The 19826-nt window shown below is 71.3% G+C and carries 18 protein-coding genes and 1 tRNA gene; 10 read left to right on the forward strand and 9 right to left on the reverse strand.

Annotation, left to right across the window (positions count from 1 at the left end; translation table 11 throughout):
* Positions 1-54: 54 nt before the first annotated feature.
* Positions 55-1353: a hypothetical protein gene (locus tag ASD10_RS01580; RefSeq protein ID WP_235501730.1), complete on the forward strand. Its 1299-nt coding sequence runs from the start codon at positions 55-57 to the stop codon at positions 1351-1353.
* Between the two features lie 3 nt (positions 1354-1356).
* Here ASD10_RS01580 and ASD10_RS01585 read toward each other — a convergent pair whose 3' ends face one another.
* From ASD10_RS01585 to ASD10_RS01595, 3 genes are all read right to left on the reverse strand, one after another.
* Positions 1357-2394: an NAD(P)-dependent oxidoreductase gene (locus ASD10_RS01585; RefSeq protein WP_056603643.1), complete on the reverse strand. Its 1038-nt coding sequence runs from the start codon at positions 2392-2394 to the stop codon at positions 1357-1359.
* 13 nt (positions 2395-2407) lie between these two features.
* Positions 2408-3211 (reverse strand): S-methyl-5'-thioadenosine phosphorylase, encoded by an 804-nt coding sequence (locus tag ASD10_RS01590; RefSeq protein ID WP_056603647.1) that lies wholly within the window; start codon positions 3209-3211, stop codon positions 2408-2410.
* A 71-nt stretch (positions 3212-3282) separates the two neighbouring features.
* On the reverse strand, positions 3283-7461 hold the full coding sequence (locus tag ASD10_RS01595; RefSeq protein WP_056603649.1) for a lamin tail domain-containing protein: 4179 nt from the start codon (positions 7459-7461) through the stop codon (positions 3283-3285).
* Between the two features lie 201 nt (positions 7462-7662).
* On the opposite strand from ASD10_RS01595, the gene ASD10_RS01600 reads away from it, so the two are divergent.
* Both ASD10_RS01600 and ASD10_RS01605 read left to right on the forward strand, forming a co-directional pair.
* A tRNA-Gly gene (locus tag ASD10_RS01600) sits at positions 7663-7733 on the forward strand.
* Positions 7734-8104: 371 nt separating this feature from the next.
* Positions 8105-8791, forward strand: a complete 687-nt coding sequence (locus ASD10_RS01605) for a hypothetical protein (RefSeq protein ID WP_157432405.1) — start codon at positions 8105-8107, stop codon at positions 8789-8791.
* 87 nt (positions 8792-8878) lie between these two features.
* On the opposite strand, the gene ASD10_RS01610 is transcribed toward ASD10_RS01605, so the two are convergent.
* A complete protein-coding gene (locus ASD10_RS01610; protein WP_056603653.1) occupies positions 8879-9796 on the reverse strand; it encodes a LysR family transcriptional regulator in 918 nt (305 codons plus the stop codon).
* 116 nt (positions 9797-9912) lie between these two features.
* Here ASD10_RS01610 and ASD10_RS19475 point away from each other — a divergent pair, with 116 nt between their 5' ends.
* From ASD10_RS19475 to ASD10_RS01620, 3 genes are all read left to right on the forward strand, one after another.
* Positions 9913-10044 (forward strand): hypothetical protein, encoded by a 132-nt coding sequence (locus tag ASD10_RS19475; protein ID WP_255355083.1) that lies wholly within the window; start codon positions 9913-9915, stop codon positions 10042-10044.
* A gap of 80 nt (positions 10045-10124) precedes the next feature.
* Positions 10125-10721: an HAD family hydrolase gene (locus ASD10_RS01615; RefSeq protein WP_056603656.1), complete on the forward strand. Its 597-nt coding sequence runs from the start codon at positions 10125-10127 to the stop codon at positions 10719-10721.
* 127 nt (positions 10722-10848) lie between these two features.
* Positions 10849-12711: an acyl-CoA dehydrogenase gene (locus ASD10_RS01620; RefSeq protein WP_056603659.1), complete on the forward strand. Its 1863-nt coding sequence runs from the start codon at positions 10849-10851 to the stop codon at positions 12709-12711.
* A gap of 1050 nt (positions 12712-13761) precedes the next feature.
* Here ASD10_RS01620 and ASD10_RS01625 read toward each other — a convergent pair.
* Entirely contained in the window at positions 13762-14232 is a 471-nt protein-coding gene (locus ASD10_RS01625) for a DUF4385 domain-containing protein (RefSeq protein WP_056603662.1), read from the reverse strand.
* Between the two features lie 3 nt (positions 14233-14235).
* Complete coding sequence (locus ASD10_RS01630; RefSeq protein WP_056603665.1) at positions 14236-14736, reverse strand: pyridoxamine 5'-phosphate oxidase family protein; 501 nt, start codon at positions 14734-14736, stop codon at positions 14236-14238.
* Positions 14737-14804: 68 nt separating this feature from the next.
* Between ASD10_RS01630 and ASD10_RS18590 the strand changes: the two genes are divergently transcribed.
* A complete protein-coding gene (locus tag ASD10_RS18590) occupies positions 14805-14954 on the forward strand; it encodes a hypothetical protein (RefSeq protein ID WP_157432406.1) in 150 nt (49 codons plus the stop codon).
* Between the two features lie 60 nt (positions 14955-15014).
* On the opposite strand, the gene ASD10_RS01635 is transcribed toward ASD10_RS18590, so the two are convergent.
* On the reverse strand, positions 15015-15428 hold the full coding sequence (locus ASD10_RS01635) for a DoxX family protein (protein ID WP_056603668.1): 414 nt from the start codon (positions 15426-15428) through the stop codon (positions 15015-15017).
* 100 nt (positions 15429-15528) lie between these two features.
* On the opposite strand from ASD10_RS01635, the gene ASD10_RS01640 reads away from it, so the two are divergent.
* A complete protein-coding gene (locus ASD10_RS01640) occupies positions 15529-16074 on the forward strand; it encodes a hypothetical protein (protein ID WP_056603671.1) in 546 nt (181 codons plus the stop codon).
* 6 nt (positions 16075-16080) lie between these two features.
* Here ASD10_RS01640 and ASD10_RS01645 read toward each other — a convergent pair whose 3' ends face one another.
* Complete coding sequence (locus ASD10_RS01645; protein WP_082555957.1) at positions 16081-16854, reverse strand: DUF4344 domain-containing metallopeptidase; 774 nt, start codon at positions 16852-16854, stop codon at positions 16081-16083.
* Between the two features lie 69 nt (positions 16855-16923).
* On the opposite strand from ASD10_RS01645, the gene ASD10_RS01650 reads away from it, so the two are divergent.
* The gene (locus ASD10_RS01650) at positions 16924-17856 is read left to right on the forward strand and encodes an oxidoreductase (protein WP_056603676.1); all 933 of its coding nucleotides are present in this window, start codon (positions 16924-16926) and stop codon (positions 17854-17856) included.
* A gap of 7 nt (positions 17857-17863) precedes the next feature.
* On the opposite strand, the gene ASD10_RS01655 is transcribed toward ASD10_RS01650, so the two are convergent.
* Positions 17864-19159 (reverse strand): nitrate/nitrite transporter, encoded by a 1296-nt coding sequence (locus tag ASD10_RS01655; RefSeq protein ID WP_235501731.1) that lies wholly within the window; start codon positions 19157-19159, stop codon positions 17864-17866.
* A 60-nt stretch (positions 19160-19219) separates the two neighbouring features.
* Here ASD10_RS01655 and ASD10_RS01660 point away from each other — a divergent pair, with 60 nt between their 5' ends.
* Entirely contained in the window at positions 19220-19825 is a 606-nt protein-coding gene (locus tag ASD10_RS01660) for a DUF1684 domain-containing protein (protein ID WP_056603679.1), read from the forward strand.
* Position 19826: the final 1 nt, after the last annotated feature.

The raw sequence follows: 19826 nt of genomic DNA on the forward strand, positions 1-19826 counted from the left end.
GCGGCGCCACCCGATCGTCAGGCTGATCTCAGGCCGTCCACCTAGGCTGACGGCGTGCCCACGACCCTCACCCGCCCACGCGCCGCCGCCATCTCGGCCGCCGCGGGCCTGCTGCTCGTCGCCGCCTCGATGATCGTGCCGCTGTGGCTCGACGACGACGTCCGGGTCCACTTCCCCCCGCTGCACGCCGACTGGGACCCCCGGTTCGGCCTGCTGACGCTGCCCGCGATCGCGATCGGCCTGCTGCTCGTGGCCGTGCTGCCGCGGCTCGCGCGGGCCCTGCCGTGGCGTGCGCTGCTCGCGACGGCGTTCGCCACGACCTGGGTGTGGATCGTCGCGGTCGCGATGACCGAGGGCACCGAGGGGCTCGCGCGGACGTTCGAGCGTCGCCAGGAGTACGTGTACGACGCAAAGAGCGTCGGCTCGATCCACACGATGCTGCAGACGTTCATCGACCGCATCCCGATGGACGCGCCCGACAACTGGTACGTCCACGTCGCGGGCCACCCGCCGGGAGCGCTGCTGTACTTCGTCGGCATCGACCGGCTCGGCATCACCGACCCGTTCTGGATCGGCGTCGTGTGCGTGACGATCGCGAGCACCGCGATCGTCGCCGTCATGATCACGCTGCGCACGCTCGGCTCCGAGGCGCTCGCCCGGTCCGCGATGCCGTGGATCGTCCTGGCCCCCACCGCGGTGTGGATGGGCGTCAACGGCGACGCGGTCTTCACGGCCGTCGCGGCGTGGGGGCTGGCGCTGCTGGCGGTGGCGGCGAAGCACCGGCGCGCACTGCCGGCCGTCGGCGCGGGCCTGCTGCTGGGCTACTGCGTCTACCTGTCGTACGGCCTGACGCTGCTGGGCGTCCTGGCGCTCGCGGTGCTGCTGATCGCCCGCTCGTGGCGTCCCCTGCCGTGGGCCGTCGGGGGCGCGCTCGTCGTCGCGGCGGCCTTCACGCTCGGCGGGTTCGCGTGGTGGGAGGCCTACCCCGTCCTGCGCGAGCGCTACTACGACGGCATCGCGTCCGAGCGGGCGTTCTCCTACTGGGTGTGGGCCAACATCGCGGCCTGGACGTTCACGGCGGGGCTGGCCGTGTGGGCCGCGTTCCCGACGGCCGTGCGGGCCGTCCGCGAGCGCAACGTCCTGGCCCAGCTGGCGGCCGCGGCGGTGCTGACGATCGTCATCGCCGACCTGTCGGGCATGAGCAAGGCCGAGGTCGAGCGCATTTGGCTGCCCTTCACGATCTGGATCGTCGCGCTGCCGTCGCTCCTGCCCGAGCGCTGGCACCGGCCGCTGCTGCTCAGCCAGGTCGTCCTCGCACTCCTGGCCCAGCAGCTGATCCTGACCCGCTGGTGAGCCCTAGCGGGTTCGCAGGGGGTCGGTGGCCAGGGCGGCGAGCCCGTCCTGCGGGGTGATCTCGGCCTCGAAGCCCAGGCCCGCCCTCGCCGCCTCAGGCGAGGCGACGACGTGGCGGACGTCGAACGCCCGGTAGTCGCCCGTCAGCACCGGCTCCCGGCCGCCCGCCGCCGCCGAGAGCGTCGAGGCCATCTCGCCGATCGTGAACGTCGTGCCCGACGCGACGTTGTACGGCGTCACGCCCGACGGGTGCGAGCCCACCTGCTCGATCGCGAGCACGTTGGCCCGCGCGATGTCGTGGACGTGCACGAAGTCGCGCACCTGCCGGCCGTCCTCGTACACGCGCGGCGCCTCGCCTCGGGCGATCGCCGACCGGAAGATCGCGGCCACCCCGGCGTACGGCGTGTCGGCGGGCATGCCCGGGCCGTAGACGTTGTGGTACCTCAGCGCGATCGCGCGGGAGCCTTCGAGCGTGCACCACGCGGACGCGTAGTGCTCCTGCGCGATCTTCGACGCGGCATAGCTCGTGCGCGGGATGAACGGGGTGTCCTCGGCGATGCGCCGCCACTCGATGTCGCCGCCGCACACGGGGCAGCGGGGGTCGTACCGGCCGGCCGACAGGTCGTCCTCGCGACGCACCGCCGGCGGGACGTCGCCGTGCTCGGGGCACGTGTAGCGGCCGTCGCCGTAGACGACCATCGACGACGCCAGCACCAGGTCGGCCACGCCGCGCCGGGCCATCGCGGCCAGCAGGCGGGCCGTGCCGGCGTCGTTGTGCTCGGCGTAGTCGGGCAGGTCCTGGGCGTCGACGCCGTTGCCGACCATCGCGGCTTGGTGGCACACGACGTCGATGCCGTCGAGGACGTCGTCGAGCCGGTCCGACCTCAGGTCGAGCCGCTCGAACCCCGGCGGACGCTCGCCGGGTCCGTGCGCCTTGTCGAGGAACATGTCGAGCTGGACGACGTCGTGGCCGCGCTCGCGGGCGATGCGTCCGATGTGGGTGCCGATGAAGCCCGCGGCACCGGTGAGCAGGATCCTCATGACAGCACCCGGCTCACGGCAGCTCGACCGGCAGGTCCATGCCGTCGACGGCGTGCGGGCACGCGCAGTCGCGGTCGGTGCCGAGGTTGCGCACGACGTCGGCCAGCACGCCCTTGAGCGTGTCGGTGTGGGCGGCGAAGACCTCGAAGACCGACTCCATGCTGACGGCCGACGCCTCGTCGACCCCGGCGTCGTGGTCGGTCACGAGCGCCACGGTGGCGTAGCAGAGCGCCAGCTCGCGGGCGAGGACCGCCTCGGGGTGGCCCGTCATGTTGACGACGGCCCAGTCCTGCGCGGCGTACCACTTCGACTCTGCGCGGGTCGAGAACCGCGGCCCCTCGATCACGACCATCGCGCCGCCGTCGACGGGGTCGTGGTCGCCCAGGCCGTCGAGCAGGTGGCCGCGCAGGCGCGAGCAGTACGGATCGGCGAACGAGACGTGGCACGCGCCGGAGTCGAAGTACGTCTGGTGGCGCCCGGAGGTGCGGTCGACCAGCTGGTCGGGCACGACGAACGTGCCCGGCCCGTGCTCGACCTGCAGGCCGCCCACGGCGCACGGCGCCAGCACCTGCCGGACGCCGATGCTGCGCAGCGCCCACATGTTGGCGAGGTACGGCACCCGGTGCGCCGGGAAGTCGTGGTGGGCGCCGTGCCGCGGCAGGAAGGCCACCGACCGTCCCCCGACCGTCCCGACCGAGATGGGGGCGGACGGCTTGCCGTACGGGGTGTCGACCTCGACCTGCTGCGGGTCGTCGAGGAACGTGTAGAAGCCGGATCCGCCGATCACGGCGACGTCCGGGCGGGGCGATGCGCTCATCCCCCGAGCATGGCAGGGGCGGCCCCCCTCCGCGAAAGGAGGGAGGCCGCCCGTCGGCGGTCAGGCAGCCGTCACCTGACCCGCAGCGTCACCTTCGGGGCTGTGCGGGCGCCGACGGTCGACGACCCGGCGTACAGGGCCCGCACCGAGTACGTGCCCTTGCGGAGCTTCGGCAGCCGCACCGTGACCCGGCCGTTGCGCACCGTCGCCGTGACCGTCCGCGTCACACCCTTGCGGGTCACCTTCACGGCGACCCGGCCGCCGGGACGCAGGCCGGGCGCCGTGACCGTCACCGTGACCTTGGCGCGCTGCGTCCGCTTGACCGACGACGTCGCGAGCCTCGAGCGCACCGCGGCGGACGTCTTGACGACCGACACCACGACCTCGCTCGACGCCGACGGCGCCTGCACCGAGGCGTCGGCCGGGACGAACGTCGCGGTGACGCGGTGCGTGCCGACCGCGAGGGTAGACGGCAGCCGCAGCCGGGCGACGCCGTTCGACAGCTCGGCCTGGCCGAGCACCGCACCGCCGTCGGCGAAGCGGACGACACCGCGAGCGCGTCCCGTGCCCTCCGACGTCACGGACGCCGTCAGGTCGACGACCCGGTCGGAGCCGTACGCCTGCGAGGTGGCCGACGCGAAGATCTCGGACGTCGTGGCGGCCGCGGCGGGGTCCGTCGGATCGGTCGGGTCCGTCGGATCGGTCGGGTCGACGGGGTCGGTGCCGATCTCGACGACGGCGGGTCGCGAGACCACCGAGCGTCCGGTCGCGTCGGTGACCCGCGCGAACCACAGCGAGCCGGCCGGCAGCGCGGCCACGTCGAACCTGGCCTCCGCCCCGGCCTCGACGGCCTGCGAACCCAGCGGGGACGACGGAGCCGACACCGTCCACGCCTGCGTCGCCAGCGACTTGTCGACCAGCAGGTCGATCTTCGCGACGAACTCGTCGTCCTTCGCGAGGTAGCGGCCGTCCTGGTAGTCGTTGGCCGCCGTCCCGCGCATGCCCGGCTCGTCGTACTTGTACGCCTCGAACGAGTCGAGGTGCGGCGAGTACGAGTTCACCGCCATCAGCTCGGCGTCGACGTCGACCTGCAGCAGTCGCTGGAAGCCGCTGTCGCGGTCGAGCGTGTCGGCGCGGGGTGTGGGCTGCGTCGACCGGTAGCCCTGGTAGTCGGCCAGCATCTGGACGACGGTGCGCCCGGTCTCGCCGACGTTGCGCACCGCGACGGTGTCCTCGGCCAGCTCGATCGCGTCGGACTGCTCTCCCGTCACCGGGTCGCCGTACTTGGTGGCGACACCGTGGTAGTGCCCGCCCAGCACGAGGAAGATGTTGTCGCTCGGTGCGATGAGGTCGCGCCAGAGCACCTCGCCGCGGGCGGTGTAGCGGTCGCCGCGGTTCTCGATCTCCTTCTCGGTGTTCAGGTAGCTGTGCGTGACGAGGACGACGTTGCGGTCGGGGTACGAGGCGGCGATCTCCTTGGCCCACTCGATCTGCTCCGGCGACGGCCGGTACGGCAGCGACAGCGCGACGAAGTCGACACCGTTCTGCTCGAAGAAGTCGTAGTGGGCGCTGTTGTCGCCCTTCTTCCACGACCCTCCCCACCAGTCCTCGTCCTGGTACATCTCGGGGCCGAAGTACTCGTTGTACAGATCGGTGTTGCGGCCCCAGAAGCTGTCGTGGTTGCCGGGCAGGACGCCGTTCGGCACGTCCGCGTCGTTGAGGATCTGGTGGATCCTCCGCGCCGCGGCGAACTCCTTCTTCGCCCGCACGGGGTCGGCGTTGCCGCCGATCCAGTTCTCGACGATGTCGCCGCCGTTGGTGCTGTACGCGATCTTGCGCGCGTCGGCGTTCGCGACGACCCAGGTGGCCATGCGGCGGAAGACGTCGCGGAAGCCCTCGGACAGGAACTGCGTGTCGGTCATGTGGTTGACCGCGAAGTCGTAGTCCTGCGGGTCGAGGAACGTCTGGTCGGACACGCCGATCTCGTCGACCGCGCCGCCCCGGACCCGCGGACCGTCGACCACCACGACGTTCGCGACGCCGTCGACGACCGACGCGGCGGGCAGCGTGGCGACGAGCGTCAGGTCGCCGTCGGCGCTCGGGTCGCCCTCGGCCAGCAGCTTCCACGCGGTGCCGTCCCAGCCGTGCACCTGGATCTCGTTGCGGGCCCGGGTCGTGCCGCTCCACGTGAACTCGACACCGCCGGCCGGCACCGACGCGACGGGGATCGCGTAGCGCTGGAACGGGTAGGTGTCCTGGCCGGCTCTCGTGGTGAGGGCGGGCGCCGTCGCGACGCGCCGCTCGCCCGTGATCGACAGCGAGGCGGGCAGCGTGGTCCGACGGGTGGATCCGGCGTACACGACGGTGCCCTCCTCGGCGCCGACGGGCGTCGACGTCAGCAGGTCGACCGTGAGGTCCCCACCGTCCTCGTCCTTCGTCGTGACCGTCGCACGGAACCCGTCGGTGCGGGCGCGGTCCGTGGCGTCGGGCGTCCCGGGCACGTGCTCGGTGGCGACCTCGACGGGGTCGGTCTCGCCCTTGAGCGGCTCGGTCGGGTCGACCCAGGCGACGTCGGCGAGCTCGCCGGGCGTGCGGCCCGGCGTCTTCATGAAGTTCTCCTCGTCGTCGTCCGTCGTGCGGGCCCGCTGGTACGACTCGCCCCGGTCGTTCTTGGTGGTGTTGCGCAGCTCGGAGCCGAACGCGACGCACGGGCTGTAGGTGACCGTCTCGTACACGCCGACCGCGTCGACCATCGCGCCCTTCGGGTCGCGCAGGTACAGGCCGTAGCCGTCGGTCTCGTTGAGCCCGACCGACCAGACGCCCTTGGCGATCGCGCGCAGGTCGGCCGGCGCGTTGTCGTCCGCCGCGACGTACGTCCCGCCCGGCTCGAGCGTCACGTCGCCGAGGTCGGGCACCTGGTAGCCGGCGTTGCCGCGCCCGTCGCCCTCGCAGCGGCTCAGCGAGTAGCCCTTGAGGTTGATCGGCGACGTGCCGTAGTTGGCGATCTCGACGAACTCGTCGTTGCTGCCGGCGCTGCCGGCGCCGACGAGCTCGCTGATGCGCAGGTCGTGGCGGCTGGGCGCGGCCGGCGTGGTCAGCTGCTCCTTCGTCGAGGCGACGCCGGGCGAGCGCTCGCGGGCGAGCATGAAGTCGGTGGCGTTGTCGCCGGTGTCGGAGACGCGGTGGTAGCTCTCGGCCTGCATCGAGCTCAGGTCGGCGGCCTGCGGGTCGCCCTGGGTGCAGGTGCTGTTGCGGTTGGCGTAGAAGCCGACACGGTCGACGATCCTGTCGTCGGCGCGCGTGATCATCGCGCCGAAGTCGCGCCAGTGCATGCCGGTCGTGTAGCGGGCGCCGACCGTGACGCCCGGCAGGATCGCCGTCGTGGCGGCCGTCGGCGCGTAGACGAACGACTTCCCGGCGCCGATCACGGTGCCGGTCGGCAGGCCCGTGTTCTGGCTGTACGCCGTGCCGTTCTCGCCGCAGCGGTAGAGCTTCCAGCCCGACACGTCGACGGGCTCGGAACCGAAGTTGGTCAGCTCGACGTACTGGCTCGACGTGCTGGTCTGGTTGCCGTTGGCGACCTCGCTGATCTTGACGGTGCTGGGCGCCAGCGGCTGGACGGCCGCGGTCGCGTTGGGCGCGTCGGGCGTGCGACCGGCGACGACGAAGTCCTTCTCCTGGTCGCCGGTGTTGGCGACCCGCTGGTGGCTCTGGTTCAGCCGGTGGTCGAGGGCGCGGCTCAGGACCGTCGGGCGCTCGCAGTCGGAGTCGACCGACGGGTGGTAGAAGCCCACGGCGTCGAGCACCGTGTAGTCGGGCGCCTCGATGTAGGCGCCGAAACCGAACTCGTGCAGCGTGCTGCCGGTCGCGTCGTAGTCGGCGTCGCGCGCGACGACGTCCTTCCTCGTGCTGGCGGGGTTGCCGATCGTGTACGTGTCACCGGGGGCGAGCGTCGTGCCGGCCGGGACGACCTTCTGCGGGCCGTAGGCGTCGCCGGTCTGCCCGCAGCGCAGGATGCGGTAGCCCGAGATGTCGACGGGCGCGGAGCCGAAGTTGCCGATCTCGATGAAGTCGTCGGACGTGACGCGGCTGGCGTTGCTGGTCGCGCCGGCGCCGCCGTTGGCGATCTCGCTGATCAGGATCGGGGACGGGTTGGGCTTGACGTCGGCGGCGGCACGGACGGCCGGTGCGGCGTGCGCCACGCCGGGCAGCATCGTGACCAGGACGGCCGATCCGGCGAGACAGCTCACCAGTGCGGACAGGGGACGTGCACGTTTCACGGGTTCCTCCGGGGGCAGGATCGAGACAGGGTGCCTGAGGGCGACCTGAGAGTCCCGGGCCCCGGTGAACGCCGGGTGACGTCCGTGGCGGTCGCGGCTGTCGGTCCCACGAATCCCTGACGCCGTCCCGGTGGACGGTGGCTACACTGGCGGCGACGTCTTGCACGTCGCGCCGATGTAGCTCAGTGGTAGAGCGCTTGCTTCCCAAGCAAGATATGCGGGTTCGATTCCCGTCATCGGCTCCCCGGCGCGGAGCGCCTCCCGCCCGATGACGGGAATCGAGTGGGCCCCTCAGCGCGGCCGCTCCCCGCGGCGCAGCCGCCAGCAGCGGCCGCCGGACCAGGGATCCCGTCATCGGCAGCGGGCGTACGCGCCCGCCCATCGGCGCACGCAGAACAGCATCCTCACAGGCAGCTCGCAGCAATCGCCGCGTCCAAGACGTCGTGCACAAACTATTTTCACACCTCTTTCTGCCTGCGATTGCAGCAGTTGCAGCACCGGACAGCCCACAGTTTCAGGCCCCCCACCAATCCCCTCCCCACCCCCGCGGCGAAGTACAGGTGTAAGTCCCCCCAACTTTCACCAGCACCCCAATCGCAAGGATGTGGATCACATGAGCACCATTCGCTCGTACAAGAAGACCTTCGCCGGCATCGCCATCGCGGCCGTCGCAGCACTGCCCCTCGCCGCCTGCTCGTCGTCCGACTCGGCCGGCTCGTCGTCGTCCGCCTCGGAGTCGAAGACGTCGATCGCCAAGCCCGTCGCCCGCATCAACGCGCTGTCCGGCGAGGACACCGCCGTGGCCCTCGACGCGGGCTTCACCGACGCCCTGACCTCGCTCGGCCTGACGCCCGGCGTCGTCGGCGACGGCGCGCTCGAGGACGGCTCGCTCGTCTTCCCGATCACGGGCGGCAACGTCACGTACTTCAAGCCGGGAACGGCCAAGCCGTACGTCATCGGCCAGATCCAGCACGAGGGTTCGGGCTTCTCGCTCACCGCGGGTGACACCAAGGTCGAGATCACGAACCTGAACGTCGACCCGGGCGCCTCGCGCGTCTACGGCGACGTCTCGGTCAACGGCAAGACGGCCGCCAGCTCGGCGTTCATCTTCCAGCTGCGTGGCGCGACCCTGAAGCCGCTGCAGACCGAGGGTGACACCGCGATCCTCGAGGGCACGAAGGTGTACGTCAGCCCCGTCGCCGCGAGCCTGCTGAACGACACGTTCAAGACCGACGCCGTGACCGACCAGCTCCTGGTGGGCGTCGCCAAGATCACCGTCAACACCACGCCGGCCAGCTGACGGACCAGACCTCCTTCCCGGTTGGGTGAGGAGAACACACGACGGGCGTCCCCTCGGGGGCGCCCGTCGTGCTGTGTGCCGGCCGGGTCAGACGGCCTGGTGCTGGTCGGCCACCGAGCGGGCCTCGTCGCGCAGCGCCTGCACGACCAGGCGGACCGACGGCCGCTCGAACCGGTCGGGACGCAGCAGGGCCGCGATCTCGCGCTTGGCGCGGATGCCCACCAGCGGGCGCGTGACCAGTCCGTTGCCGTGCTCGCGGGTCGTGAACCGCGGCAGGATCGCGATGCCGTGGCCGCCGGCCACCAGCGCCTCGACGATGCCGTTGTCGGAGATCCGCTGCGCGATGCGCACCGGCTCGCCCGTGGCCGCCACGACCTGGCTCAGCACCCGGTCGAAGGGGTAGTCGTGCGGCACGCCGATCCAGGTCTCGCCGACGACGTCGCGCGGCGAGAGGCTCGCCCGGTGCGCGAGCGGGTGCCCCTCGGGCAGGGCGACGTCGAGCGGCTCGCTCATCAGCGGCACGACCTGCAGACCACGCTCGTGCCATGACGCCGCCGTGGTCGGGGAGTCGGCGATCACGACGTCGTAGTCGGGCGTCAGGTCGGCGAAGTCGACCGTGACACCGTCCTCGTCGGAGCAGATCAGCTCGACCTCGGGCGTGTCGGCCATGCGCGACAACGTGCCCGGCAGCAGCATCTCGCCACCCGTCGGGAACGTCGCGACCCGCACCTGCCCGGCCGGACGCTCCATGTACTCGCGCCAGCGGCCCTCGGCGCGCTCGATCGCGACCGCGATCTCGGTGGCCGTCTGCACCAGCGCGCGACCCGCCGGCGTCAGCGCGACCCCCCTCCCGGCGGGCTCGACGAGCCGGTATCCCGCCTCCCGCTCGAGCACCTTGAGCTGTTGGGACACCGCCGAGGGTGTGACCTTCATCGCGTCGGCGACCGCCCCGACGGTGCCGCGCTCCGACAGTTCCCGCAGCAGTGCGAGGCGATACACATCCATGTAGCGATGCTACATGTTGGGCATAGATATGTTGGCTTGTCCTTGACGTTCCGGCGTTCCACACTGGAAGCACGAGCCACCCCCGACTCGTCCACACAGCCTTCAAGGAGGCCCCCATGCTCGTCCTCGGAATCCTCATCGGTGCGGTCACCGCGATCGGCGTCAGCAAGACCATCCACCTCGTCGCGACCGACGGCCACGGCCGCGTCCCGACGCGCACGTCGACGCACGCCTTCGACCTGCGCTGACCCGCACCGCACCGCCGAGACCCCCACGCAGCCGCAGGCCGTGGGGGTCTTGCACGCCCAGGGTCGGTAGCGTCGCGACCATGACGACGACCGGCTTCGACCTCGACATGACGCTGATCGACTCGCGTCCCGGCATCCGCGCGGTGTACGACCGGATCGTCGAGGAGTCGGGCGCCACGATCGACGTCGACGTCGTCGTGTCGCGCCTCGGCCCGCCGGTCGAACAAGAGCTCGCGCAGTGGATGCCCGCCGACGACGCCGCGCGGTGGGCCGACCGCTACCGCGAGATCTACCCGGGCATCGCCCTCGAGCTGATCTCGACCCTCCCGGGAGCCCACGCGGCCGTCGACGCCGCCCGGTCGCGAGGACGCGCGATCCTGATCACCGCCAAGCACGCGCCCAGCGCGACCCTGCACCTCGAGCGCCTCGGCATCGAGGTCGACGAGGTCTTCGGTCGCGCGTGGCGCGAGGGCAAGGCCGACGTGCTGCGGGCCCAGGGTGCCGGGGTCTACGTCGGCGACCACGTGCACGACATGGAGGCCGCGCGCTCCTCGGGCGCGTTCGGCGTCGGGGTCACGACCGGACCGTGCGACGCCGACGAGCTCCGCGCGGCCGGTGCGGGCCACGTCCTGACGTCGCTCGAGCTGCTGCCCGGCTGGTTCGCGCAGCACGCCTGATCGCGGTGTGACGGGCGGAACAGGTTCGTGGGGCCGTTCGACTTGTCTTTGGCACCATCGGGAGCGGATACTTAAGTTACTACCCAGTAGCAAGCTGCGCCGCAGCCACCGATGAAGGAATGCTGGCATGAGCCATTACAAGAGCAACCTCCGCGACGTCGAGTTCAACCTCTTCGAGCTGTTCGACCGCCAGAGCGTCCTCGGCGCCGGCCCCTTCGAGGAGGTCGACGTCGACACCGCCAAGAGCATCCTGCGCGAGATCGACCGCATCTCCCGCGACGAGCTCGCCGCGTCCTTCGAGGACGCCGACCGCAACCCGCCCGTCTACGACCCCGCCGCGAAGACCGTCGTCATGACCGACTCGTTCCGCGCCTCCTACGACGCCTGGATGGGTGCCGAGTGGTGGCGCCTGGCGATCCCCGAGGAGCTCGGCGGCCAGGTCGCCCCCGCCTCGCTGGTGTGGAGCAGCGCCGAGTTCGTCCTCGGCTCGAACCCCGCCATCTGGATGTACGCCTGCGGCCCCGCGTTCGCGCGGATCGTCTTCGAGAACGGCATCGACCGCGACAAGAAGATCGCGCAGCACATGGTCGACCGGCAGTGGGGCGCCACGATGGTGCTCACCGAGCCCGACGCGGGCTCCGACGTCGGCGCCGGCCGCACCAAGGCGTTCCCCAACGAGGACGGCTCGTGGAACATCGAGGGCGTCAAGCGCTTCATCACCTCGGCCGAGCACGACCTGAGTGAGAACATCATGCACCTGGTGCTCGCCCGCCCCCAGGGCGTCGAGGGCGTCGGCGGCCCCGGCACCAAGGGGCTCAGCCTGTTCCTCGTCCCGAAGTTCCACTTCGACCACGAGACCGGCGAGCTGACCGGCGAGCGCAACGGCGCGTACGTCACCAACGTCGAGAAGAAGATGGGCCTCAAGGTCTCCACGACCTGCGAGGTCACCTTCGGCGACGGCGCACCGGCCCAGGGCTGGCTGCTCGGCGAGGTGCACGACGGCATCAACCAGATGTTCCGCGTCATCGAGAACGCCCGCATGTTCGTGGGTGCCAAGGCCATCGCGACGCTGTCGACGGGCTACCTCAACGCCCTCGACTACGCCAAGGAGCGCGTCCAGGGCGCCGACCTGACGCAGGCGTCCGACAAGACCGCGCCCCGCGTCACGATCACGCACCACCCGGACGTCCGCCGGTCGCTCATGACCCAGAAGGCGTTCGCCGAGGGCCTGCGGTCGCTGATGATCTACTGCGCCACGTGGCAGGACGACGTCATGGTCAAGGAAGCGTCGGGCGAGGACGCGTCGCTGTCCGAGGCCGTCAACGACCTGCTGCTCCCGCTCGTCAAGGGCTTCGGCTCCGAGCGCTCGTGGGTGCTGCTGGGCACCGAGTCGCTGCAGACGTTCGGCGGATCGGGCTTCCTGCAGGACTACCCGATCGAGCAGTACGTCCGCGACGCCAAGATCGACACCCTCTACGAGGGCACGACCGCGATCCAGGGCCAGGACCTGTTCTTCCGCAAGATCGTCAAGAACAAGGGCGCGGCGCTCGGCTACCTCGCCGGCGAGATCGAGGGCTTCATCACGAGCGAGGCCGGCAACGGTCGCCTCAAGATCGAGCGCGAGCTGCTGGCCAAGGGGCTCGAGGACGCCCAGGCCGTCATCGCGGCGACGTTCACCGACCTGATGTCGGCCAACCCGGCCGACGCCAACGGCGACATCAAGAACATCTACAAGGTCGGCCTCAACACGACCCGCCTGGTCTACGTGCTGGGTGACCTGACGATCGCGTGGCTGCTGCTGCGTGGCGCCGAGGTCGCGCTGCAGAAGCTCGGCGGCGAGGTGTCGGCCGCCGACAAGGCGTTCTACGAGGGCAAGGTCGCCGCGGCCTCGTTCTTCGCGCGCAACGTGCTGCCGCTGCTGGCCGGCGAGCGCGCGATCGCGGAGAACATCGACGCGTCCATCATGGAGCTCGACGAAACCGCCTTCTGACCGACCCCGCCCGCGGCGGAGCGTCGACGGCGCGCCACCCCCCTGCGAGGCGTGGTGAGGTGAACGGCTCGACCGAGCCGAACCCCCTCACCACGCCTCGCTGCGTTTCCGTCGTTCGCCAGGGAGGAGCTCTGCGACGACCGTGAGGGCGAAGCCCGAGGCGAACCCGAGCGATCAGGCTTGCGTCACGTCGCCTCGCTCCGCTCACGCTCGGCCGCAAGCGGCCTCCCTGGCGACCGCATGCTTTCGTTCGCCATGGAGCGAAGCGACCGTGAGGGCGAAGCCCGAGGCGAACCACAGCAATCAGGCTTGCGTAACGTCGCCTCGCTTCGCTCACGGTCGGCCGCGAGCGGCCTCCCTGGCGACCGCACACCTCGGTCGCCAGGGAGGAGCTCTGCGACGACCGTGAGGGCGAAGCCCGAGGCGAACCACAGCGATCAGGTTCGCGTCAGGTCGCCTCGTGAGGGCGAAGCCCGAGGCGAACCCGAGCGATCGGGCTTGCGTCACGTCGCCTCGCTTCGCTCACGGTCGGCCGCAAGCGGCCTCCCTGGCGACCGCATGCTTTCGTTCGCCAGGGAGCGCAGCGACCGTGAGGGCGAAGCCCGAGGCGAACCCGAGCGATCGGGCTTGCGCATGTCGCCTCGCTTCGCTCACGGTCGGCCGCGGGCGGCCTCCCTGGCGACCGCATGCCGCCGTTCGCCAGGGAGCGAAGCGACCGTGAGGGCGAAGCCCGAGGCGAACCACAGCGATCACACTCACCTAGGTCGCCTCGCTTCGCTCACGGTCGGCCGCGGGCGGCCTCCCTGGCGACCGCATGCTTTCGTTCGCCAGGGAGCGAAGCGACCCTGAGGGCGAAGCCCGAGGCGAACCACAGCGATCAGGCTTGCGTCAGGTCGCCTCGCTTCGCTCACGGTCGGCCGCGGGCGGCCTCCCTGGCGACCGACAAGCTCCGTTCGCCAGGGAGCGAAGCGACCGTGAGGGCGAAGCCCGATGCGAACCACAGCGATCAGGCGGGCGTACGTCGCTTCGCCTCGCTGGCGACCGGGCGGGTCAGCCGTAGGTCTCGCGGTGCTCGGCCTTCAGCCGCTGGTACGTCTCGTCGGCGGCTGCGGCGTCCCAGGCGGCCTTGAAGATGCGCGCCGACTCGGCCTTGACCGGGTCCTCCGGGTCGGGCGGCAGCTCGGCACGTCCGTGGGCGCCGCTCTGGCCCTTCTTGTCGTCCGGCACGGGACCGTCGTACTTGCGGCCGCCGCGGTGCCGGGCGTACCGACGGGCCCGCGTGTACCCCATCTGCAGGTACTTGCGAGCCATGTCGGCCCCCACCACGTCGCCGTCGGCGAGGTAGGCGTCGAACGCCGCACGGATGGCCTCGCTGCTCTCGCGCGCGTCGTCCGGCGTCGCGAACCGCCAGAGCGGGAGCAGCTCGCTCTTGTACGGCTCGACCTGGAAGACGCCCTGCTCACCGCGCCCCACCCGGTACCGCTCGGGGTGGGCGCGGTGGTCGACGTCCTCGTCGGTCACGACCTAGAGGTCGGTGACGGTGGCGTGGTCGCCGCCGTCGTAGGGCTGGCCGGTCGCCTTGGACTTGACGAGGCTGATCAGGCTCGCGACGCGCCCGCCCGGGGAGTCCCAGTACTCGGCGGTCTCGGCGTCGACGTGGATCAGGATCGCGTTGGGGTCCTCCGGACCCTCGGGGATCCACGCCTCGGCGAACGTGCTCCAGTACTCCTTGAGCTTCTCGACGTCGTCGACGATCTCGGCGCGTCCCGAGATCGACACCCACGAGCTCTGGCTCGTGACCGTCACGCCGACGACGGGGTTGGCGCGGATGTGCGCGACCTTGCGGGAGTCGCGGGTCGCGATGAACCACAGGTCGGCGTCGAGGTCGACGTCCTGGCGCGACATCGGCCGGCTGACCAGGTGCCCCTCGGAGTCGGTCGTGGTCAGCATGACGAAGCGGGAGTCCTTCGTGAGCTCGACGAGCTTGGCGGTGTCGGTGGCGGTGTCGTTCGTGGGGTCGGTCATGGCGCCGACGTACCCGTCCGCGACGGCTTCACCCGTGTGGGTCGGTCCTGATCGGGTACGCGCACCGCATGACCCAGACCCCCGAAGAGCCCGGAACGTCCGACGGACCCCAGATCGACGCCGAGCCGAAGCCCGAGCCCGCGACGGACGCCAAGCAGGGCGTCAACGACCCGAACCCCGAGGACACCGGGACGGACGAGCCGCTGACGTCGATGTGACGACGGACGACGAAGCCCCCGCAGCCGTGCCGTCTGCGGGGGCTCCGTCGTGGGGGCGTGTCAGGTGAACAGCGCGCCGGTCAGCGTGAAGAAGCCGTAGCCGTCGGCGCCGTAGAAGATCACGTACATGGCCAGCGCACCGCCGGCGAGCGCGACGTCCTTGTTGAAGGAGATCATCTCCATCTGCTTGGCCTGGGCGTCGGTCTCCTTCCAGAACGCGTGCATCGTGACCGCCATGATCAGCAGCAGGATCGCGATGCCGAGCGAACCGGCGTCGCCGAAGACGCCGAACAGGATCGACAGGCCGCCGACCAGCAGCGCGACGCCGCTGACCTGGGCGAGGACCTTGCCGTTGGGCAGGCCCTTGGACGAGGCGTAGCCGCCCATCGCGTCGGCCTGCGTGAGGTGGCCGAAGGCCGACCCGAGGAGCAGGAGGACGAAGAGGATGCGGCTGATGAGGAAGATGGCTTCCATGGGAGCTCCAGATGGTTGAGAGTTAAACCACATATACTGGCCGTCGCGTGGCACCGCGTCAAGCCCGCGACCCGGTGCGGCGATGTGCGAAAGTTGCCCCGTGAGACTCACGAACCCGCTCTGGTACCTCGCGGCGTTCCTGCTCGCGATCGCCAGCTCGATGGCCGGGACGGCCGTCGCCGCGAGCGCCTTCGACCCCGTGCGCGACGCCACCGTGATCCCCGTGACCGAGCGCGTCGACGCCAAGGGCTCGACCCTCGCGATCTACACCGACCTCGTCCAGCCCGAGCGCGACATCAGCTGCCGCGGCCGGTACGGCGACGGCGACCGCGGACGGGTCGTCATCCCGCCCGAGGGCATCGACATCACCGCCCAGGGCGACGGCACCACGTGGCACCTCGTCGCCCTGCTCGCGGAGGGGCGCGACGGCCTGCGCATCGTCTGCACGCCCGACGACAAGCGGGTCGACAACGCCGCCTACGGCTACGCGACCGTCACGGGCTTCAGCTCGGCGGCCAACAACGGCAAGGGCGTCGCCAGCATCGGCGCCGGGGCCGGAGCGGTCCTCGCGGCGTGGGTCTTCTGGTGCCGGCGACGGGCCAGGCGCGACGAGCGGCTCGACGCCCTCGCGTCCCGCAGGACCTGACCGGGGTCAGCGCAGCGCGTCAGCCCGGCGCAGCAGGCGCATCCACCCCTCCTGCAGGTCGCCCCACTCCTCCCAGCACGACTCGGCGCGCCGCTCGGTGAGTCCGTCCTCGTCGACCAGGTGGTCGGCGTCGCGCCCCTCCGATCCGTACACGTAGCACTGGTAGGTGACCGCGCGCTGCGTGTCGGACGCGTGCTCGTCGGTCGGGTCGGCCTCGTACGCCGCGGCGCTGAGCTCGTAGCCGTAGGCCGCCGCCTCGAGGTCGTCCAGCCCCTGATCGCCGCCCCGCACCCCGACGAGCGCGGAGAACTGGTCGGCGACGTCCTCCTCGCGACCCGTGAACTCCATCTCGTACACGTCGAGCAGCGCGTGGCCCGCCTCGTGGTCGACCGTGTCGACGAGGATGCCGCGCTCGGTCGCCGCGGCGTCGTCGGCGTCCTCCAGCAGCTCGCGGGTCTCGACGACGTCCTCGAGGCACACCTGGATCTCGCGCCTCGCGGGGTCGTACAGCGCGCCGTCGGCGCACGAGCGGACGACCACCGGGACGTCGACGGGCAGCACCACGAAGTCGTTGAGCCCCTCGACGGCCTCCTCCACGACGCCACCGTCCTCGACCTCGGCGGCCACCGATCGGAGGTCCCGGTCGTCCGGCTCCTCGTACGTCACCACGAACGCGCCGCCACCCGGACCGGCACCGTCGCCGCCCGCCCCACCGAGCACGACGCACCCCGAGAGCACGAGCGGAACCAGCACCACAGCACCTCGCCGCACCCAGGACATGGCAGGACGATACGCCAGGAACGGCGCGCAGGACCGGCACACGAGGGTCGTCGCGAGTAGCGTGGCCGCATGACCTGGAGCACGGACGACATCCCCGACCTCACCGGACGGCGCGCCGTCATCACCGGCGTGACGGGAGGGCTCGGCCTGCACACCGCGATCGGGCTGGCCCGCAAGGGCGCCGCGCTCGTCGTGACGGCCCGCGACACCGCCAAGGCCGACGTGGCCCTCGCCCGCATCGCCCGGGACGCCCCCGGGTCGTCGGTCGACGTCGTCTCCCTCGACCTCGCCGACCTCGCGGACGCCCGACGCGCCGCGGCCGACGTCGTCCGCGACCACGACCGCATCGACATCCTGGTCAACAACGCCGGCATCATGATCCCGCCGAAGACCGAGACCAAGGACGGCTTCGAGCTCCAGATCGGCACCAACCACCTCGGCCACTTCGCGTGGACGGCCGGCCTGTGGCCGCTGCTCGACCGCAGCGGCGCCCGGGTCGTCGCGGTCTCGTCGATGGCCCACACCGCCGTCGGCAGCATCGACCTCGACTCGCTGACGCCGCAGGGGTCGTCGCGTCCGTACAAGCGCTGGCAGTCGTACGGCGAGTCGAAGCTCGCGAACCTGATGTTCGCGCTCGAGCTCGACCGGCGGGCCACGGCGGCGTCGAGCCGGGTCGTCAGCGTCGCCGCCCACCCCGGCTACGCCTCGACCAACCTGACCAAGACCGGCATGAACGTGCGGGGCCTCTCGCTGCCCGGCGTCGGCATCCACCAGATCAGCAAGATCATCGCGCAGCCCGCGTCGCACGGCGCGTGGCCGCTGCTGATGGCCGCGACCGACCCGACGCTCACGGGCGGCGAGTACGTCGGACCGGGTGCCCTCGGCGGCTGGCGCGGACGACCCAAGCTCGTGGGCATGACCAGGACGGCCCGCGACACCGAGCTCGCGGCCGACCTCTGGGCCGCGTCCGAGGCCGCGACGGGCGTCGAGTTCGCCGTCTGAGCGCCGCCTACAGCCGCACGCGCCCGTAGGCCTCCGGCTCCTCGTCCATGATCTTGCGCCGGGTGCGCACGCGGTACCGCCAGATCTGGGTGATGCCGAGCGCCCACAGCAGGTACTGGAACGACATCGCCCACCGGAAGGCCGCGGGCGTGTAGTCGGACCCGCCCCCCGGGGTGCGCCAGTCGAGGACCAGCCCGATCGCGACGACCAGCACGAGGCTCGCGATGAAGCCGCCCTGGTTGATGATGCCCGTCGCGCTGGCCATCCGGTCGGACGGATTGGACGTCCGGCCGATGTCGAAGCCGATCATCGAGGCCGGACCGCCGACGCCGGCGACGACGACCAGCAGCGCGAGGAGCCACAGCGGCGCCGTTCCCGGCCATGCCAGCACCGCCGACCACACCGCGACGATCGAGCCGATGATGCCGAGGACGATCGTCGACCGGTGCCACGGGTGCCGGGGGATGATGAGCCCGAGCACCGGTCCCGCGACGACCATCACCGCCACCATCAACGTCAGCAGCAGACCGGCCGTGTGGTCGGACAGGCCCTCGCCCTGGACGAAGAACGGGTAGCCCCACAGCAGCGCGAGGGTCGTGGCGCTGAACTGCGTCGAGAAGTGCGTCCAGAAGCCGAGCCGGGTGCCGGGCTGCCTCCACGACGCCGCCAGGGTCGCCCGGATGTGCCCCATCGACATGGCCGGACCGGTGACCGAGCGGGTGCCCGGCGCGTCGCGCACCACGACGACCAGCGCGAGGCTCAGCACGATGCCGATCGAGGCCGCGATCAGGTACGAGCGCGTCCAGCCCAGCTGGCCGAGCGCGATCGTCATCGGGACGGCCGCCAGCGCACCACCCAGCTGACCGACCATGCCCGTGAGCTGGGAGATCAGCGGGATGCGGCGCGGGGCGAACCACGTGTTGACCAGGCGCAGGACGCAGATGAAGGTCATGGCGTCGCCCATGCCGACGAAGAACCGGGCGACCAGCGCCAGGACGTAGGTGTCGGCGAATGCGAAGCCCACCTGCGCCGCGGTCAGCGTCAGCGCCCCCGTCAGCAGCACGCGGCGCGGGCCGAACCGGTCGACGAGCAGCCCGACCGGGATCTGCATGGCGGCGTAGACGAGCAGCTGCAGCATCGTGAACGTCGCGAGCTGGGCGGCGGAGATGTCGAACCTCTCGGCGGCGGCCAGACCCGCGACCGCGAGCGACGACCGGTGGAAGACCGCCAGCAGGTAGACCATCAGGGCGACGATCCACACCGCGTACGCGCCGCGATGGCGGACGTCGACGACTTGGCTCACCGACCGATCGTAGTCCCGCGCGTCGCGCGGCACGAGCCGGCGTGTGTCACGGTGGACTCCATGACGTCCAGCCGCCTGACCCTCGTCGACTGGCGCCGCAGGGTCGGCGAGATGTACAGCGAGGTCCGCAGCGAGGGCGATCGCGAGGCGGCCTGGCTGCGCTGGCGGGTCGCGCGCGACGAGCTGTTCCAGCACCACGCGCAGAGCCCCCTGCTCGCCGACGACCCCCTGCGCGGGAGCGGTCTGCCGTTCTGGCCGTACGACCCCGCGATGCGGTTCGAGGCGGATCTGGTCCCCGTCGACGACGACGAGACGGAGCCCCGCCTCGTCGACGCCGGTGGCGACGGGACGATCGAGATGCACCTCACCGGACGGGTCGAGCTGCCCCTCGGGGGGACGCTCGACGTCTGGTGGCTGCACCAGTACGGCGGCGGGATCTTCGTGCCGCTGCGCGACGGGACGTCCGGCGACGGCTCGTACGGTGGCGGGCGCTACCTGCTCGACACCGCGAAGGGCTCGTGGCTGGGCGGCACCGACTCGTCGATCACGCTCGACCTCAACTTCGCCTACCACCCGTCGTGCCGCTACAACCCGCGCTGGCAGTGCCCGCTCGCCCCGCCCGGCAACACGATCTCGCGGCGGATCGAGGCCGGCGAGCGCCTCTGAC

Source organism: Aeromicrobium sp. Root472D3, assembly GCF_001426485.1.
Classification (GTDB): Bacteria; Actinomycetota; Actinomycetes; order Propionibacteriales; family Nocardioidaceae; genus Aeromicrobium.

Coding starts and splice junctions, on each gene's coding strand:
- ASD10_RS01650 (WP_056603676.1), top strand. CDS start 16,924: ATGACCTGGAGCACGGACGACATCCCCGACCTCACCGGACGGCGCGCC.
- ASD10_RS01585 (WP_056603643.1), bottom strand. CDS start 2,394: ATGAGGATCCTGCTCACCGGTGCCGCGGGCTTCATCGGCACCCACATC.
- ASD10_RS01645 (WP_082555957.1), bottom strand. CDS start 16,854: ATGTCCTGGGTGCGGCGAGGTGCTGTGGTGCTGGTTCCGCTCGTGCTC.
- ASD10_RS01610 (WP_056603653.1), bottom strand. CDS start 9,796: ATGGATGTGTATCGCCTCGCACTGCTGCGGGAACTGTCGGAGCGCGGC.
- ASD10_RS01630 (WP_056603665.1), bottom strand. CDS start 14,736: ATGACCGACCCCACGAACGACACCGCCACCGACACCGCCAAGCTCGTC.
- ASD10_RS01660 (WP_056603679.1), top strand. CDS start 19,220: ATGACGTCCAGCCGCCTGACCCTCGTCGACTGGCGCCGCAGGGTCGGC.
- ASD10_RS01590 (WP_056603647.1), bottom strand. CDS start 3,211: ATGAGCGCATCGCCCCGCCCGGACGTCGCCGTGATCGGCGGATCCGGC.
- ASD10_RS01635 (WP_056603668.1), bottom strand. CDS start 15,428: ATGGAAGCCATCTTCCTCATCAGCCGCATCCTCTTCGTCCTCCTGCTC.
- ASD10_RS18590 (WP_157432406.1), top strand. CDS start 14,805: ATGACCCAGACCCCCGAAGAGCCCGGAACGTCCGACGGACCCCAGATC.
- ASD10_RS01605 (WP_157432405.1), top strand. CDS start 8,105: ATGAGCACCATTCGCTCGTACAAGAAGACCTTCGCCGGCATCGCCATC.
- ASD10_RS01615 (WP_056603656.1), top strand. CDS start 10,125: ATGACGACGACCGGCTTCGACCTCGACATGACGCTGATCGACTCGCGT.
- ASD10_RS01620 (WP_056603659.1), top strand. CDS start 10,849: ATGAGCCATTACAAGAGCAACCTCCGCGACGTCGAGTTCAACCTCTTC.
- ASD10_RS19475 (WP_255355083.1), top strand. CDS start 9,913: ATGCTCGTCCTCGGAATCCTCATCGGTGCGGTCACCGCGATCGGCGTC.